Here is a 17,731-nt window from a genome sequence, read left to right on the forward strand (position 1 = left end):
TTGTCCCTTTGTCGTCAACGGTCCCGCTATTCTAGCGCCGGACCCGCCGAAAAGGTTGATCCTGCTCATGAGCCAAGCCCCCCTCGTCCTGGTGGACGGTTCTTCTTACCTGTACCGCGCCTTTCACGCGCTGCCACCGCTGACCACGTCCAAAGGCCTGCCGACCGGCGCGGTCAAGGGCGTGTTGAACATGCTCAAGAGCCTGCGCAAGCAATATCCGAATAGTCCGTTCGCCGTGGTGTTCGACGCCAAGGGCGGGACTTTTCGCGATGACATGTACGCCGAATACAAGGCCAACCGTCCGAGTATGCCTGACGACATGCGCGTGCAGATCGAACCGCTGCACCAGAGCGTGATCGCCCTGGGCTTCCCGCTGCTGTGCGTCGAAGGCGTCGAGGCCGATGACGTGATCGGCACCCTGGCCCGCAGCAGTGCGGCGGCGGATCGTCCGGTAATCATCTCCACGGGCGACAAGGATATGGCGCAACTGGTCGATGGTCACATTACCTTGGTCAACACCATGACCGGTAGCAGCATGGACGTGGAGGGCGTAAAGGAGAAATTCGGCGTCGCTCCGGAGCAGATCATCGATTATCTGGCGCTCATGGGCGATTCTTCCGACAACATTCCGGGCGTTCCGGGGATTGGCCCGAAGACGGCTTCAGGCCTGCTGGTCGGTGTGAACGGCGGTCTGACCGAGCTCTATGCGCAGCTCGACATCGTGCCAACCCTGCCGATTCGCGGTGCCAAGACCCTGCCGGCCAAGCTCGAAGAGCACAAGGAAATGGCCTTCCTTTCCTATCAGTTGGCGACCATCAAGGTCGACGTACCGCTGGACATTGGCCTCGACGACCTGCAAATGGGCGCGGAAGATCCGGCGAAACTCTACGAGTTGTACAGCCTGCTGGAGTTCAAGAGCTGGCTGAACGACCTTGATCGCGACGCCAAACGCCTGGAACTGAGCGCTGCCGCCGAGCCTGCACCGGCCAACGATCTGTTCAGCGAACCAGAGGCCGAAGCACCGGCCGCCGCTGCTGAAGCCGCCTACGAAACCATCCTCGATCAGGCGCGTTTCGATGCCTGGCTGGAAAAGCTGAACAACGCCAAGCTGTTTGCCTTCGACACCGAAACCACCGGCATCGACGCGCAGCAGGCGCAACTGGTGGGTCTGTCATTCGCGGTTCAGGCTAACGAAGCGGCCTACATCCCGTTGACCCATTCCTACATCGGCGTGCCGCAGCAGCTGGACCGCGACACGGTCCTGCGCGCGCTCAAGCCGATTCTGGAAGACCCGAACAAGCTCAAGGTCGGCCAGCACGCCAAGTTCGACATGAACATCCTGGCCAACTGCGCCATCGGTGGCGTACAGGACAACGGCATCACCGTGCGCGGCATCGCCTTCGACACCATGCTCGAGTCCTACGTGCTCAACTCCACGGCCACGCGCCATGACATGGACAGCCTGGCGCAGAAGTATCTGGACCACACCACGGTGAGCTTCCAGGACATCGCCGGCAAAGGCGTGAAACAGCTGACGTTCGATCAGATCGCCCTTGAGCAGGCCGGGCCTTACGCCGCCGAAGATGCGGACATCACCCTGCGTCTGCACCAAGCCCTGTTCGAAAAGCTCTCGGCCATTCCGAGCCTGGCCAGTGTGCTGACCGACATCGAAATCCCGCTGGTGCCGGTGCTGGCGCGCATCGAGCGCCAGGGCGCATTCGTCGACGCCGCTCTGCTGGGTGTGCAAAGCATCGAGCTGGGCGACAAGATGGTCGCACTTGAGCGCGAAGCCTTCGAGATTGCCGGCGAGGAATTCAACCTCGGTTCGCCCAAGCAGCTCGGCGTGATCCTCTACGAGAAACTCGGCCTGCCGGTGCTGAAAAAGACTGCCAAGGGCCAGCCGTCCACGGCCGAAGAGGTGCTGGCCAAGCTGGCGGAAGACGACTACCGATTGCCGAAAGTGCTCATGGAATATCGCTCCATGAGCAAGCTGAAAAGCACTTACACCGATCGTTTGCCGGAACAGATCAACCCGCGCACCGGGCGGATCCATACGTCTTACCACCAGGCTGTCGCCTCCACCGGGCGCCTGTCCTCCAGCGATCCGAACCTGCAGAACATCCCGGTGCGTACTGCCGAAGGGCGTCGTATCCGCCAGGCCTTCGTGGCCCCGGCCGGTTACAAGCTGCTGGCGGCGGACTACTCGCAGATCGAGTTGCGGATCATGGCGCACCTGTCACGGGATGAAGGGCTGATGAACGCCTTCCGCCACAATCTGGACGTGCACACCGCGACCGCCGCCGAAGTGTTCAAGGTCGGACTGGCCGAGGTGACCTCCGACCAGCGCCGCAGCGCCAAGGCGATCAACTTCGGCCTGATCTACGGCATGGGGGCGCAGAAGCTCGGCAAGGACATTGGCGTCGACACCAAAACCGCCAAGGCCTACATCGATACCTACTTCGCCCGATACCCCGGTGTACGCCAGTACATGGACCGCACGCGTGCCCAAGCCGCCGAGCAAGGTTATGTCGAGACGTTCTTCGGTCGCCGCCTGTACCTGCCGGACATCAACTCCAACAAGCCGCAAGAACGCGCCGCCGCCGAACGCACGGCAATCAACGCACCGATGCAAGGCACCGCTGCGGACATCATCAAGAAAGCCATGGTCGCTGTGGATAACTGGCTGACCGCGTCCGGCCTCGACGCCAAAGTCATTTTGCAGGTGCACGATGAACTGGTACTGGAGGTGCGTGAAGACCTGGTCGACCAGGTTCGCGATGAAATTCGCGTACACATGAGCGAAGCCGCGAAACTGGACGTGCCGTTGCTGGTCGAAGTGGGTGTTGGAAATAACTGGGATGAGGCTCACTGAGCCTTCCTGTAGGAGCGAGCTCGCTCGCGATGGAATCTCAGTCGAAATCGATGTGTCTGACACTCCATCGCGAGCAAGCTCGCTCCTACAGAAAAGAGTCGTGTTCTGCTGCGGCATAGTGCCGCGGCAGAAGGGCGCAATCAGTTTAGTCCGGAAGGTTATCGGCGTTATTTCAAAGCTATTTGAAAAAAATCTGAACTAATCTTGCGAAGCACCACTCAGAGGTACTGAATGGCTGGTGAAGCCCTTCGATGCTCCTATGTTGTGTTAAGTGTTGGCAGATATCTGGACCCCGCCCTAGCGGTCTAGAGCTTGAACCCCGGAACTTCTCCCTCCCCATATGAAGCCCGGGGTTTTTTTTGCCTGCAGAAAGCTGTCTGGAGTGCCCAGACAGCTTTCGCTGCCTTACTGGGCCTCTACCTCGGCACCCTTGTCCGCCAGCTCCATCCAGCCTGCCAGTACGGTATAGGCTTCTTCCAGGCCCATGCGTTTCGGGGCCGAGAACAGCTGAATCGTCACCAGATCGCCCCAGCCCTTGCGGATTTCCGCCTGAACCTTGAGCAGCGTGTTCTTGGCCGCGCCATAGGTCAGCTTGTCCGCTTTGGTCAGCAGAATGTGCATCGGCATGCCGGCAGCCACGGCCCAATCGAGCATAAGCAGGTCGAAATCGGTCATCGGATGGCGGATGTCCATCATCAGGATCAGGCCTTTCAAACTCTCTCGACCACCCAGGTACGCTTCCAGGTGACGCTGCCAGTGTTGCTTGAGCGGGATCGGTACTTTTGCATAACCGTAGCCCGGCAGGTCGACCAGACGGCGTTCATCGTCTAGCTTGAAGAAATTCAACAGTTGCGTGCGCCCCGGGGTTTTCGAGGTGCGCGCCAGGCTGGCGTGGGTCAGGGTGTTCAAGGCACTCGACTTGCCGGCGTTGGAACGCCCGGCGAAGGCGACTTCGAAGCCCTCGTCATCCGGACATTGGTCGACTTTGGCGGCGCTGAGCATGAAGGTGGACTGTTGGCACAGACCGAGGATGGGATTCTTGAGTTGCATGGGATTTCCGATGTGGGCGGCGCCAGGAATGGGTGCGGCAAGCAGTGTCGCTTCCGTTTCAGTGACGCCAGTATATAATGCCGCAGATTTTGTGTGCGCTTTGTCCCAGCGTAGGATGAAGTTCACGAGAGCGACAGACCTTGATTGCGCACTAGAACGCAGCTCGCTCTCAACCCTGAAAAGGTCGTTTTATGACGAAATGGCTGCTAGCTGCCGGTGTCTTGATGCCGCTTTACAGCGCTCAGGCTACACAGGATCCGGAAGCTGTGTACAACCGTGTTTGTGGTGCCTGTCATTCCGGCCAACTACCCATGGCGCCGAAAAAAGGCGATCAGGATGCTTGGACGCCGAGGTTGGCGAAAGGTATGGAGACGCTGGTGCAACACGTGACCCAGGGTTTCAAGGCGATGCCGCCGCGTGGTTTGTGCATGGACTGCAGTGCCGAGGATTACCAAGCCATCATCCTTTGGATGAGCGAGTAAGCCCGGTCCATAACTCTTAACCCTTAGCCGTAGTTGGATTAGCTGATGAAGAAATTGATCGTGAGTCTGCTGTTGACCGTGGGCATCTCCGGCATAGCCCATGCTGCAGGTGAGGCAGTACAACCGGGTGATGCTAAAGCTGGCCAGGCCAAAGCCGCCGTCTGTGGCGCCTGCCACGGTCCGGATGGCAACAGCATGGCGCCAAACTTTCCCAAACTGGCGGGTCAGGGTGAACGCTACCTGACCAAGCAATTGCACGACATCAAGTCGGGCAAGCGCACTGTTCTGGAAATGACCGGCCTGCTGACCAACCTGAGCGATCAGGACCTGGCGGACATCGCCGCCTACTTCGCCAGCCAGAAAGGCAGCGTTGGTGCCGCCGATCCTAAAGTCGTCGCTCGCGGTGAAGCCCTGTTCCGTGGCGGTGACCTGGCCAAGGGCCTGCCATCCTGCACCGGCTGCCACTCGCCAAATGGCGCCGGCAACGCAGCCGCCGGCTTCCCGCACCTGGGTGGCCAGCACGCTCAATACATCGCCAAGCAACTGACCGATTTCCGCAAGGAAGAAGGCGGCCGCACCAACGATGGCGATGCCAAGACCATGCAGACCATCGCCAAGCGGCTGAGCGACGAAGACATCGCCGCGGTGTCCAGCTACATCCAGGGCCTGCACTAAGGCCGGCGGATCGGGCGTTGAACGGGGTAAATATCGCCTGCAACGTTAACGCTCGATTAATCCGTTGCAACGAGTATAAAAAGGGTGGCCTTGGCCGCCCTTTTTTGTGGCCGCTGCCGTTACACTACAGAACTCAAGCCCGCCAGGACCTGTCTGAAAACACGTTGCGCGAGGCGAAAAACTTGTCCAGGAGTGAAGCATGCGTAATCTGATCATCAGCGCCGTTTTTGCCGCTGCCAGCCTGTTCGGCATGACTGCCCAGGCTGCTGAAGCCCCCGCCGCACCTTATGTCGAACTGAGCAATCCGGTTCCGGTCGCCGTGCCTGGCAAGATCGAAGTGGTGGAGCTGTTCTGGTATGGCTGCCCGCACTGCTATCACTTTGAGCCGACAATCAATCCCTGGGCCGAAAAACTGCCATCGGATGTGAACTTCAAGCGTATTCCAGCGATGTTCGGCGGTCCTTGGGACGCTCATGGCCAAATGTTCCTGACTCTTGAATCCATGGGTGTTGAGCATAAGGTTCATGCCGCGGTGTTCGACGCGATCCAGAACAAAAAAATGAAGCTGACCGATAAGAATGATATGGCCGACTTCCTGGCTACCCAGGGCGTAGACAAGGAAAAATTCCTGGCCACTTTCGACTCCTTTGCGATCAAGGGGCAGGTCGTTCAGGCTCGTGAACTGGCCAAAAAATATGAGATCTCCGGCGTTCCAACCCTGATTGTGAATGGCAAATACCGCTTTGACGTAGGCTCCGCCGGCGGTGCCGAACAGGCCCTGCAACTGGCCGACAAACTGATCGACAAAGAGCGAGCGGCTAACAAGGCTGCCGCCAACTAAGGGCAGTCACTGCCATGCGCCGATGGGGTACTGAACGCATCGTTGGCCTGCATCATCCGCGGGTCAATGAGCATCATCTGGAATCCACGGGCTTGCCCGCAGACAGTCGTCTGCGCTTGCTCAGTTTCAATATCCAGGTCGGCATCAGCACCGAGCGTTACCGGCATTACCTGACCCGGGGCTGGCAGCATCTGCTGCCGCACACCGGGCGTGCCGACAATCTGCAGAAAATCGGCAATCTGCTGGGCGACTTCGATCTGGTCGCCTTGCAGGAGGCCGATGGTGGCAGCCTGCGTTCAGGCTACGTCAATCAGGTTGAGCATCTGGCCCAGCTCGGCGCCTTCCCCTACTGGTATCAACAACTCAATCGCAATCTCGGTCGCCTGGCCCAGCACAGCAATGGCGTGCTCAGCCGATTGCGCCCGTGGGCCATTGAAGATCATCCGTTGCCGGGCCCAAAGGGGCGCGGAGCCATCCTGGTGCGCTTCGGCGAAGGCCCGGAAGCACTGGTGGTCGTCATGATGCACCTGGCGCTGGGTGCCCGGGCGCGCAGCCTGCAACTGGCCTATATCCGCGATCTGATTGGCGACTACAAACACCAGGTACTGATGGGCGACATGAACACCCATGCCAGTGACTTGCTGCAAAATTCCGCGTTGCGCGATCTCGGCCTGCTCGCGCCGCAAATGGAAGCAACGTTTCCCAGTTGGCGTCCACAGCGCTGCCTGGACCATATCCTGCTGAGCCCGAGCCTGACCCTGGAAAAGGTCGAGGTGCTGGCACAGCCCATTTCCGATCACCTGCCGGTCGCGGTAGAGATTCGTCTGCCGGGTTCGCTCACGGCCGATGCATTGCCCGCGTTGAGTCCTGCCCCTCGCGGAACCCATGAATGAGCGACGAAGCACAGCGCTGGAAAGAGAAATACCTCAAAAGCATCGAGCAACAGGAAAAGCTCGAACGTCGCTGGGACGCGCGGCTCGACTTGCTGCGCCGTGGACTGGTGCGCAGCACCCTGGCGGCGGAAGGTACTGACCGCGCGGTTGACCAATGCATGAAGGAAATGCGCGAGGTCGTGCGTACCGACGACATGGACGCCGGCCTGGCCGCGCTGATTCCACGCCTGGAAAAAGCCGTGCTCGACTCCGAGCAGCGTCGGGAAACCCGGATCAACCAGACCAGTGCCGCCCTGACTGCACTGGTCACTCAACTGCAAACATTGCCACTGCCACGGGATGTGAGCCGGCCACTCAAGAGTTTCGCCAAGCAACTGGATGCGCGGGTCAGTCAGGCGCGTGAGATACCCTTGTTGCTCAGCGAGCTGAGTGGCTTGCAAGGCAAGGCCCTGAGCCAGCTGGAGACCCCGACGGAACCTGGTCGGCCGGGCTTGTTGCAGCGATTGTTCGGCGGTCGTGAAGCAGAAGAGACGGTGGCATCAACGACTGCTTCTCCTGCACCGGCGGCCCCCGTAGCCGAGAGTCCTGCGGCGGTTATCGAGCCCATCCCGGTCGCGACTGAGACGGCAATCTGCGAAGTGCCCATGGCTGAGCGAGTTGAAGAGGTGTCCGCGCCGACCGAGCCAGCCGAGGCCTCCCCTGCTCCGGCAGTCGTGGCGCTGGCACCTGCGGCTGCGGAGCCTCAATCCGCCAGTGCAGGCGCGGCAGAAACCGAATCGACCGAGAAGCCGACCCCGGAAACCATCGAAACACCTCTTGAATCGCAAGTGAACCCCGACGAGCTGATCGTGCCAGCATCGCCGGATGGCCAGGCCTTGCTTGCGATTCCGACAGAGGAGGTGGTCGCCGCAGATCAGCCTCTATCCGGTCACGACACGTTCTATGCACTCCCGGATACCCCAGAGCCCTCCTACAGCTCGGTGGCCAGCCACATCGAACACACGCTGCTGGGGCTGCTCGAAGACCTGACATTGCCCGAGCGTCATCGCCCGCAAGCCGAATCCATGCGCGATCGTCTGAAAAACGGGTTGAACTGGTACGAATTGCTACCGATTCTCGACGACTTCGCCACGTTGATGCTGGCCATTACCGACAGCGGCCAGCATGAGTTCGAAGCCTACCTGCAACGATTGAACGAGCGCCTCGAATCGTTCCAGAGCAACTTGCAGGCCGCCACCGCAGGGCACGCCGACAACCGTTCGGCTGCGCGGCAGATGGACACGCAGATCCGCGAACAGGTTGATGGCTTGCAAAGCAGCATGCAGGAAGCCGCGGACCTGGAAGGTCTCAAGCACGTTCTGGAAAACCATCTCGAAGGCTTGCTGGGCACCATGGACCAGCACCAGAAACAACGCGATGAGCGCGAGCAAGAGGTCGCTGCGCGCCTGCACAGCCTGGCCGAGCGCGTCGCGCATATGGAGCAGGAGGCCCAGGGGTACCGTGAGCATCTTGAAGAGCAACGGCAGAAGGCCTTGGTCGACCCGTTGACCGGCCTGCCCAACCGCGCGGCCTGGAGCGAGCGCCTGGATCATGAAGTCAAACAATGGCAGCAACATGGCAATACGCTGTTACTGGCCATGCTCGACCTCGATCATTTCAAGCGCATCAACGATAACTACGGGCACCTGGCCGGTGACAAAGTGCTGAAGATCATTGCCAGCGTGTTGCGCAAGCGTCTTCGCGCAACGGACTTCATTGCCCGGTTCGGCGGCGAGGAGTTTGTGCTGTTAATGCCATCCACAGTGCCGGCGGCGGGACTGAAGTTGCTGGAAAGCCTGCGTGCCTCCATCGAGGCCTGTCCGTTTCACTTCAAGGGAGAGCCGGTGACCATTACCGTATCTGTCGGAATGTCGGCGTTCAGGCCGGGTGAGCACAGCGATCAAGTGCTTAAAAGAGCCGATCAGGCGTTGTACCGTGCAAAAAATGCCGGCCGCAATCGCGTGGAGCCGGGCTGAACATTATTTGTTCCATATTTGTTTAATTCGTGGCGATTGCCGTCAACCCGCAAGGCATTACGTTACACTGTTGCATTATTGTCTTGTGTGTACTGCCTTTCGCCATGAAATATCTTGCTCTGATCCTGTCACTTGTTCTGCTGGCTGGCTGCGCCAGCGGTCCCCGTTTTGACACCAGTCATCCTTCAGCCAATTACGACAGTCGTGTGCAGTTCGTGGTGGTGCATTACACCAACGCCTCGATGGAGCGTTCGCTGCAACTGCTGACCCGCGGCGAAGTCAGCAGTCATTACCTGATCGGTGACGACAAGGGCGCCACAATCTACAAGCTGATGGATGAAAATGTTCGTGCCTGGCACGCCGGGGAGAGCGAATGGGATGGCCGGACCTGGCTCAATTCCAGTTCCATTGGTATCGAAATCGTCAACCCGGGGTTCAAGGACACTCCAAACGGGCGCGTGTGGTACCCCTACAGCGAAGATCAGGTTCAGTCCTTGATCGTGTTGCTCAAGGACATCAGCAAGCGTCAGGGCATCAAGCCTCGCGACATCATCGGCCATAGCGATATTGCGCCGTTGCGCAAACTGGACCCGGGGCCGCTGTTCCCCTGGAAGCGTCTGGCTGCCGAGGGTCTGGGTATCTGGCCGAACGAACAGGCGGTCGCGCGCCAGCAAATGCTGTTCGCCGATCAGTTACCGAGCATCAGCTGGTTTCAGGCGCAATTGGCCCGCCTGGGTTATGCCTCGCCACAAACCGGCGAGCTCGATGTTGCGACACGACATGTGATAGCGGCATTCCAGATGCACTTCCGCCCGGCACGCTTCGATGGCACTCCGGATGCGCAAACAGCCGCGCTGCTTTTGGTGTTGAATCAGACAAAATAATGGCGCCCGCCCGGCGGTCCGGGCTATTTCCCAATCAGCAGCTATAACTCATTGGTAATCCATCGGATATTACGCAATGACTGCTGCTCGAGAGACCTTCCGTAGTTGGTTCCATCGCCCTTGGTTCCTGGGGCTGATGTCGGCTGTCTTGAGCGCAACGTTATTGATGGCCGGCAGCCTGTTCGTCGCCATTCATCAGGTCGAGCAAAACGAAAGCGAAGAAATGAATGCTCAGGGGGAGCGCTTTCTCGCCCGCCTGGAACAGCTCTTCGGGCAACTGCGGGAAAGCCTGGACGACCTTGAAGCGCAACCGCTGCGTGGTTGCGATGCTGAAATGATCGCGACCTTGCAACAGGTTACGTTCAATTATCGCTTCGTCTACGAAGCCGCCTACATGGATTCCTCGCGAATCTGCTCCAATCGCCCTCGCCAGGAAGGGCTGTCGCTGATTCGACCGCCAGACATCAAAGGCCCGACCTACAGCTATTGGCTCAATACCACCACCGAACCCGATGAAAACCGCGCCGCCCTGATGCTCGGGCGCGGGAATTTCCGGGTCGCGACCTCTCGCGGGCATTTGACCGATATGGTCGACCTGTCGCCGGGCAGCAGCCTGCTGGTAGTCCTGGACCATGGTAAGCGCGCGATTCCGGTGTTGGGTTCTTCGCAGATCTGGCCCCCGGTCGAGGCCTGGCCCCCGAAAAATCGCGATGCGCTGCAGATCACTCAGACACGCCTGATATACCGCATGCCCACCGACAACCCGGAGTATCAATTGGTGTTGATCAGCCTGCGTACGGGCATGCATATCCCTTCGGTCTGGTGGTGGCTACTGCCGGCCAGCCTTGCGCTGGGCATATGCGTCGGGTTCCTGGTGTTTCTGCTGGTGCAACAGCGGCAGTCACTGGATGCCGAACTGGCCGGGGCGATTCGCCGGGGCGAGTTGCAGGTGCTGTATCAACCGATCTTCGACCTCGATAGCCGCAACTGTGTCGGGGCTGAGGCGCTGCTGCGCTGGCGCAGGCCGGACGGTACCCTGACCAGTCCCGACCTGTTCATTCCGATGGCGGAGGACACCGGGCAGATTCGCCAGATGACGGATTTCGTCTTGCAACGCTTGCTCGAGCAACTCGGCCAGTTGCTGCGTGCCAACCCGCAACTGTACATCTCGGTCAATCTCGCGGCGTGTGATGTGATGGTTCCGCGAATCGGCCAGGTGATGGCGAGGCTGTTGACCCTGCACCGCGTCGCTGCGCGACAGATTGCCTTCGAGGTCACCGAGCGTGGGCTGGTCGATGTGGTGGTGGCCCGGGAAAACCTGCAATCGCTGCGAGATGTCGGGCACCAGGTGTTGATAGATGATTTTGGCACCGGCTACTGCAGCCTCGCCTATTTGCAAACCCTGCCGGTGGACTGCCTGAAAATCGACAAGGCGTTCATTGATGCGTTGGGCCATGACGCCGCCAGCAGCGGTGTGGCCCCGCACATCATTCACATGGCCCAGTCGCTGCATTTGAAGGTGATTGCCGAGGGCATCGAACATGAGGCCCAGGCCGAGTTCCTGAGCAGTGAAGGCGTGAAGTTCGGCCAGGGTTGGCTGTTCGCCCACGCGCTGAGCGCGGTTCAGTTCATTGAATTGATCACCCGGGGGCGACGTCTGGCGGGCGGCCGGCGCCTGGATGACGAAGCGTGACCGCAATCTAAACCGTCAGCGCCATGTAGAACTGAGTGCCCTGCCCCGGCCGTGAATAGACGCCCATCCGCCCGCCATGCAATTGCACGATTTCCTTGCACAATGCCAGGCCGAGACCGGCCCCGCCTTTCTTGCGTCCGACCTGCACGAACGGCTCGAAGATCCGCCCCTGCTGACCGTAGGCAATGCCTTCGCCGTTGTCCTCGACACTGATGATGACCCGATCGCCGTGGCGCCGGGCGTGCAAGCGTATCCGCCCGCCGGAACCGGTGTGACGCAAGGCGTTGTCGAGCAAATTATCGAGTACCCGCTCCAGTTGTGGCTGATCGGCCTGCAAACGCGGCAAAGGCCCCTGCACTTCCACCAGCAGACTGATTTCCTTCTCTTCGGCCGATGTGGCAAAGCGTGACTGAGCCTGTTCCAGCAACGCCTCGATGGAACACGGCGCCAGGGTGAGTTTCTGCAAACCGTTCTGGTAACGGGAGAAATTCAGCAGGTCATTGATCAGCTGCATCAGCCGCTGCATCTCTTCATTCACGGTATCGAGCAGGTCGGCTTCCCGGGAGTCCGGGGCAAAGTGTGTGCGCTCGCGGAACAATCCGAAGGCCATGTGCATGCCGGTAACCGGTGTGCGCAATTCATGGGAGGCGCGCAATACAAATTCGCTGCGTACCCGTTCGAAGGCACGCTGCTCCGTGACGTCATGCAGCACCATCACGGCACCGAGAATATGGCCCTGGGTGTGGCTGACCGGGGTCAGGCTAAAGGTCAGCAGTCGCGACTCGCCGTCGACTTCGACACTCAAGTCCTCCGGCGCCCTCTCCAGGGTGCCGCCGCGCAGCACCAGTTGCAGTTGCTCATCGAGTTCGGGGCGCTCCAGTGCCGTGCCCAGTCCCTGTCCCAGGCGATCGGACTCCCAGCCCAACTGGCGCTGGGCCACAGGGTTAAGGTGTTCCAGATGGCCCTGACGGTCGATCATCAGCAGCCCGTCGTCGATGCTGTCGAGCACGGCCTGCAAACGCTGCTGGCCGGCCAGCAACTCATCGACGTTGGTGGCCTGGTGTTCACGCAGCGCCTGGGCCATGATCCCGAAACGCCGGGTCAGCTGGTTGAGCTCCACTGCCGAGGAGATCGGCAGGGTGACATCGAAATTGCCCTGGCCGATATTGTCCGCCGCCTTGGCCAGGGCTTCGATGGGCGCCCCGAATCGCCGGGCAATGGCCTGTGCGGTCACGAAGCCGATGATCAGCACTGCCAGCCCCACCAAGGCAAGTAACCCTGCAATCAGCAGTGCCCGCTCCCGGGCCTGGCGCTCGGTATCATTGATGTTATCCAGGGCGCGCTTGTGCTCGGCGATCAGACCATTGCGCAGTGCGTTGAATTTTTCCGTCAGGTTGTCATGGCTGCTGAGCACAGTCGAAGGGTCCGGGGACGCCTCATAAGCTTCGATAAAGCGCTCGTAGTCAGCCTTGGCTTTTCTGAAGCCGTACTCGCTTGCGTTTAGCTCGGGTTCCTGGGCGATGCCTTCCTCCAGCAATTGGAAGTAGTGCTGCTTCGAGGCGGCGAAAGCGGCGGAGTCAGGCTTCTCGCTGAGCATGATGATCAGTTGATCACCCAAGGTCTGGCGCAGTTTGAGTCCCAGGTCCAGGGTGATGAAGTTACTGCGGGTCAGCGCCTCCTGGCTGCCGGCCATCTGCATCACGCTGACCAGCCCGAGCAGTAGCCCGAGCAAGGCGACGGTGATCAGTGCGGAGATGCTCAGGAAAAGCCGGGTCCGCAATTTCATCGCCAGTTTCATCGCCTATTGCTCACAAGTTGTACTGCTTGCGTTTGCGGTACAGCGTCGAGGCATCGATGCCCAGGGTTTTTGCCGCTTGATCCAGCGTGTCGGCGGTGGCGAGGACCGCGCCGATGTGGGCCTTTTCCAGCTCATCCAGGCTCAGCGCTGCGCCGATGCGCGGTGCATTGTTGACCGGGGTTTCGGCCATGCCCAGATGACTGATCTCGACCCGCTCCTGCGGACAGATGATGCTCGCGCGCTCTATCACGTTGCGCAGCTCACGGATGTTGCCCGGCCAGCGATAGCCCAGCAGGGCTTCCCGGGCCTCGTCGCTTAGCGCGCGCGCGGGACGGGCATACTCCTTGACGAAACGCGCCAGGAAACGATCGGCCAGGTTCAGGATATCTTCACGGCGTTCGCGTAGCGGTGGCAGGTGCAGGGTAATGACATTCAGGCGATAGAGCAGGTCTTCACGGAAACGCCCATCGCGGACCATGTCCTCGAGGTTGAGGTTGGTGGCTGCAAGGATGCGCACATCGGCACGGCGGGTCACCGGATCACCGACGCGCTCGTACTCTTTGTCCTGAATGAAACGCAGCAACTTCGGCTGCAATGTCAGGGGAAAATCGCCGATTTCGTCGAGAAACAGCGTCCCGCCGTCCGCCTGGTTGACTCGACCCAGGGTGCTTTCGCTGGCGCCGGTGAAGGCGCCACGACTGTGGCCGAAGAGCTCGCTTTCCATAAGCTCGGCGGTCAGCGACGGGCAGTTGATCGTGACACAGGATTTCTTCGCGCGTTTGCTCCAGCCGTGAATGGCTTGGGACAGCTCACCCTTGCCGGTGCCGGATTCACCGAGAATCAGGATATTGGCATCGGTCGTGGCCACCTGACGCGCGGTTTCGAGTACCACTTTCATGGCCGGGCTGTGGGAGTCCAGACCATCCTTGGGCTTGCGCACTTCACCTTCCAGGGCTTCGAGCCGCGCCGACAGCTGCCGCACTTCCAGTTGCTTGGCGGTTGCCAACCGCAATTGATCGGGGCTGCACGGCTTGACCAGATAATCGGCGGCACCGGCCTGGATCGCATCCACCGCCGTGTCGACGGCTGAGTGCGCAGTGACGATCACCACCCGCATCCAGGGCGCCTGGATACGCATCTGGGCCAGCACATCCAGGCCGTTGTCTTCACCCAGACGCAAATCGAGGAAGCACAGGTCGAAGACCTGGCGCTGCAACAGGGCTTCTGCCTGCGCGGCGCTGGTGGCGGTTGCCACGCTGTAGCCTTCGTCTTCAAGGCAGTAACGGAAAGTGCGCAGGATGGCGGATTCATCATCAACCAGCAGAATGCGGCCTTGGTGCTCAGTGGCTGATTCCATTTTCCTACGCTCCTTAATGAATGATCTTGATTTAGTCCCGGAGAAATCGGGCAAGTTGCATGATTGATTCTGAGCCATTCCTGTCATGGCAGGGTAGCTTTCATCCGATGTATCGGTTTGCCAGCTGATGTCGCGGCTTTTTTAATAGATGTCCGGTTTCCGACAGCGGCCAGTGTGTATTTCTGACATCTGCGTCCTCCTCTCAATTCAAAAAATTTACACCCTCCTTCAAACGAATCGTGCAATACGCACGACCGTACAAGTGGCATCGTGCAGGATGCGTACGATGTGATTTCTTTGATGGTCTTAAAGCATTGATATTAAAAGAAATTAATTCATTTCAATGCTGGCATGCGGGCTGCAATTGTCTGGTTGACCAGGGCATTCAAAAACAGACGCCCGCTATCGAATACCGACCCTAGTGGTAGGAGCTCCAGGATGAACCGTCAACGTGTCGCCCACCTGCACCTCTCGCCTTTGCATATTCAGCAAGGACTGTTTGCTGTTCTGGCGTTGTTGCTCACCCTTATCGGTGGCCAACAGTTTCTGCGCTGGGAGCAGAGTCTGCAGCCGCAAGCGCCACAACTGTCAATTGAGCATCCGACCCAAACCCATTTCAGTGCTGTTGGCAGCCTTCAGGCCGATAGCCCCCCGATGCGCATGATCGACGTCGACCAGGCCGGATCTGCAGGTGAGATACGTCATCAGGAGCGCTGGGTGTTCTAGGTAAAAAATTTCCGCCGCAGCGATGTGCCGGGAAACGCAACACCTCTAAATAGAAGCGTAAGGAGAATCACCATGTTGAGCTGGGCAATCACATTCCTGATCATTGCCATCATCGCCGCAGTACTGGGCTTCGGTGGTATCGCGGGCACCGCCACGGGTATCGCCAAGATTCTGTTTGTCGTGTTCCTGGTGATGTTCATTGCTTCCTTCTTCTTTGGCCGTCGCGGTCGAGGCTGACATGAAAGGTTTGTTCAAGACGCTGGCAGCCGCCCTGCTATCAGGGCGGTAGTGCCATGGCATGCGGGCTGAGGCTTCTGCGGCATGCCTGAGGCCCTCATGCAGGGCTTGTCGGTAGAACAGAATTTGTACACGAAGGAGGTCACAGCGCCTCTTTCGATCTGCGTCACCTGAGGAAGGCTGGCGCATGACCAAGGGGTCGGGATGTTCTGCCTGCTTCAGGGGCGGAGTGACCTACGGGTACAGGGAGTACCTGCGTAAGGGCCGGGTCAGGAAAAGCTGCTGCGCAAGTTCGCCGGACCACCATGGCTCGACGAGCTTGCGAAGGGCTGGATCAAGCAACACATTGAAATAGAGCGCTCGTCTCGATTTCATCACTGTTATCGGCTCCTTGTCCCTGTTACGTCGGAAATTACTTTTCCCGGTGTTTCACAGGCGACCGTATATCGAGAAAAATCCCTTTTTTTTGGTCGCGATTTTTCGCTTTGTCCTACGGGATTTTGTTGAAAAATCAACGCTCGGCCACTGCTCAAAAAACATTCAATCTGCTCTGTGATGACCGGTTCACGGCACTTATGCCTGCCGAAATGTCGCAATCGAACCGATTGCGACGCCGCATTCAGCAAAAAAACCTCATGCCGATTCGGCATAGGGTAGGCGTTTACGGCATTAGACGGCGCTTCCTTGCATCGGAATAGTTGCGCCTTTTTTCGCCTGCCAGAGAGCCGCAAACACGCGTTCCGGGGCACCTTATACGGGGGGTAGATGCACTAGACTTTTTCGCCATGAGCGTTCCAGTTCGCGCATCTCCCTGAGTCAAACGCAAGTAAGGGTAAAGATATGAAGAAGGCAAAGCTTAGCCTCGCCTGGCAGATCCTCATCGGTCTGGTATTGGGGATAGCAATCGGTGCGCTGCTCAACCATTTCAGTGCCGAAAAAGCCTGGTGGATCAGCAACGTCCTGCAACCAGCAGGCGATATCTTTATCCGTCTGATCAAGATGATCGTGATCCCGATCGTCATCTCCTCTTTGATCGTCGGCATTGCCGGCGTCGGTGACGCCAAGAAGCTGGGGCGCATCGGCTTCAAGACCATCGTCTACTTCGAAATCGTCACTACCATCGCCATCGTGGTCGGTCTGCTGCTGGCCAACCTGTTCCATCCGGGTGCCGGCATCGATATGAGCACCCTGGGCACCGTGGACATTTCCAAGTACCAGGCGACTGCCGCCGAGGTCCAGCATGAACATGCGTTCATCGAAACCATCCTCAACCTGATCCCGTCGAACATCTTCGCGGCCATGGTTCGCGGCGAAATGCTGCCGATTATCTTCTTCTCCGTATTGTTTGGTCTCGGGCTGTCGAGCTTGCAGGCGGACCTGCGCGAGCCGCTGGTGAAGATGTTCCAGGGCGTGTCGGAAAGCATGTTCAAGGTCACTCACATGATCATGAACTACGCCCCGATCGGCGTGTTCGCACTGATCGCGGTGACTGTGGCCAACTTCGGCTTCGCGTCGTTGATACCGCTGGCCAAGCTGGTGATCCTGGTTTACGTCGCCATCGCCTTCTTCGCGTTCGTGATCCTGGGCCTGATCGCTCGCCTGTTCGGCTTCTCGGTGATCAAGCTGATGCGCATCTTCAAGGATGAGCTGGTACTGGCCTACTCCACCGCCAGCTCCGAAACCGTGCTGCCGCGTGTGATCGAGAAGATGGAAGCCTACGGCGCGCCGAAAGCCATTTGCAGCTTCGTGGTACCGACCGGTTACTCGTTCAACCTCGACGGCTCGACCCTGTACCAAAGCATTGCGGCGATCTTCATTGCCCAGCTCTATGGCATCGACCTGTCGATCAGCCAGCAACTGCTGCTGGTCCTGACGTTGATGGTCACCTCCAAAGGCATCGCCGGCGTACCGGGCGTGTCCTTCGTGGTCCTGCTGGCCACCCTCGGCAGCGTCGGTATTCCGCTGGAAGGCCTGGCATTCATCGCCGGTGTCGACCGCGTCATGGACATGGCCCGTACCGCGCTGAACGTGATCGGCAACGCCCTGGCTGTTCTGGTTATCGCTCGTTGGGAAGGCATGTACGACGACGCCAAGGGCCAGCGTTACTGGAACTCCCTGCCGCACTGGCGTAGCAAGGAAAAGCTGCCGGCGGGTGAAACCTCCAGCAACTGATACAAAACCTGTGGGAGCGAGCTTGCTCGCGATGAC

14 protein-coding genes are annotated in these 17,731 nt (G+C 59.3%); 11 read left to right on the forward strand and 3 right to left on the reverse strand.

The window, feature by feature from the left end:
- Nucleotides 1-67: 67 nt before the first annotated feature.
- Nucleotides 68-2,872 carry a DNA polymerase I gene (gene polA, locus ACXX83_RS25060; RefSeq protein ID WP_458373646.1) on the forward strand — a complete coding sequence of 935 codons (2,805 nt, stop codon included), beginning with the start codon at nt 68-70 and terminating at the stop codon, nt 2,870-2,872.
- A 405-nt stretch (nt 2,873-3,277) separates the two neighbouring features.
- Here polA and yihA read toward each other — a convergent pair whose 3' ends face one another.
- On the reverse strand, nt 3,278-3,922 hold the full coding sequence (gene yihA, locus ACXX83_RS25065) for a ribosome biogenesis GTP-binding protein YihA/YsxC (RefSeq protein WP_008018454.1): 645 nt from the start codon (nt 3,920-3,922) through the stop codon (nt 3,278-3,280).
- Nucleotides 3,923-4,113: 191 nt separating this feature from the next.
- Here yihA and ACXX83_RS25070 point away from each other — a divergent pair, with 191 nt between their 5' ends.
- From ACXX83_RS25070 to ACXX83_RS25100, 7 genes are all read left to right on the forward strand, one after another.
- Nucleotides 4,114-4,404 (forward strand): c-type cytochrome, encoded by a 291-nt coding sequence (locus ACXX83_RS25070; RefSeq protein WP_015092910.1) that lies wholly within the window; start codon nt 4,114-4,116, stop codon nt 4,402-4,404.
- A gap of 45 nt (nt 4,405-4,449) precedes the next feature.
- Nucleotides 4,450-5,079, forward strand: coding sequence for a c-type cytochrome (locus ACXX83_RS25075; protein WP_015092911.1), 630 nt, complete (start codon nt 4,450-4,452; stop codon nt 5,077-5,079).
- A 199-nt stretch (nt 5,080-5,278) separates the two neighbouring features.
- Nucleotides 5,279-5,920: a thiol:disulfide interchange protein DsbA gene (gene dsbA, locus ACXX83_RS25080; protein WP_095967849.1), complete on the forward strand. Its 642-nt coding sequence runs from the start codon at nt 5,279-5,281 to the stop codon at nt 5,918-5,920.
- 14 nt (nt 5,921-5,934) lie between these two features.
- A complete protein-coding gene (locus tag ACXX83_RS25085) occupies nt 5,935-6,813 on the forward strand; it encodes an endonuclease/exonuclease/phosphatase family protein (protein ID WP_015092913.1) in 879 nt (292 codons plus the stop codon).
- Complete coding sequence (locus tag ACXX83_RS25090; RefSeq protein WP_458549888.1) at nt 6,810-8,828, forward strand: GGDEF domain-containing protein; 2,019 nt, start codon at nt 6,810-6,812, stop codon at nt 8,826-8,828. Before ACXX83_RS25085 ends, ACXX83_RS25090 begins: the two co-directional genes overlap by 4 nt.
- Before the next feature lie 104 nt (nt 8,829-8,932).
- Entirely contained in the window at nt 8,933-9,712 is a 780-nt protein-coding gene (locus tag ACXX83_RS25095) for an N-acetylmuramoyl-L-alanine amidase (protein WP_015092915.1), read from the forward strand.
- A gap of 76 nt (nt 9,713-9,788) precedes the next feature.
- Nucleotides 9,789-11,405, forward strand: coding sequence for an EAL domain-containing protein (locus ACXX83_RS25100; RefSeq protein WP_015092916.1), 1,617 nt, complete (start codon nt 9,789-9,791; stop codon nt 11,403-11,405).
- 7 nt (nt 11,406-11,412) lie between these two features.
- Here ACXX83_RS25100 and ACXX83_RS25105 read toward each other — a convergent pair whose 3' ends face one another.
- Nucleotides 11,413-13,203: an ATP-binding protein gene (locus tag ACXX83_RS25105; RefSeq protein WP_217836801.1), complete on the reverse strand. Its 1,791-nt coding sequence runs from the start codon at nt 13,201-13,203 to the stop codon at nt 11,413-11,415.
- Between the two features lie 10 nt (nt 13,204-13,213).
- Complete coding sequence (gene algB, locus ACXX83_RS25110; RefSeq protein WP_007969783.1) at nt 13,214-14,560, reverse strand: sigma-54-dependent response regulator transcription factor AlgB; 1,347 nt, start codon at nt 14,558-14,560, stop codon at nt 13,214-13,216.
- Nucleotides 14,561-14,998: 438 nt separating this feature from the next.
- Here algB and ACXX83_RS25115 point away from each other — a divergent pair, with 438 nt between their 5' ends.
- The 3 genes from ACXX83_RS25115 to gltP all read left to right on the forward strand — a co-directional run bounded on the left by ACXX83_RS25115 (nt 14,999) and on the right by gltP (nt 17,695).
- On the forward strand, nt 14,999-15,286 hold the full coding sequence (locus ACXX83_RS25115; RefSeq protein ID WP_217836803.1) for a hypothetical protein: 288 nt from the start codon (nt 14,999-15,001) through the stop codon (nt 15,284-15,286).
- A 72-nt stretch (nt 15,287-15,358) separates the two neighbouring features.
- Entirely contained in the window at nt 15,359-15,523 is a 165-nt protein-coding gene (locus ACXX83_RS25120; protein WP_003177151.1) for a DUF1328 domain-containing protein, read from the forward strand.
- 840 nt (nt 15,524-16,363) lie between these two features.
- Nucleotides 16,364-17,695, forward strand: coding sequence for a glutamate/aspartate:proton symporter GltP (gltP, locus tag ACXX83_RS25125; RefSeq protein ID WP_015092920.1), 1,332 nt, complete (start codon nt 16,364-16,366; stop codon nt 17,693-17,695).
- Nucleotides 17,696-17,731: the final 36 nt, after the last annotated feature.

The organism is Pseudomonas sp. GNP012 (assembly GCF_054343835.1).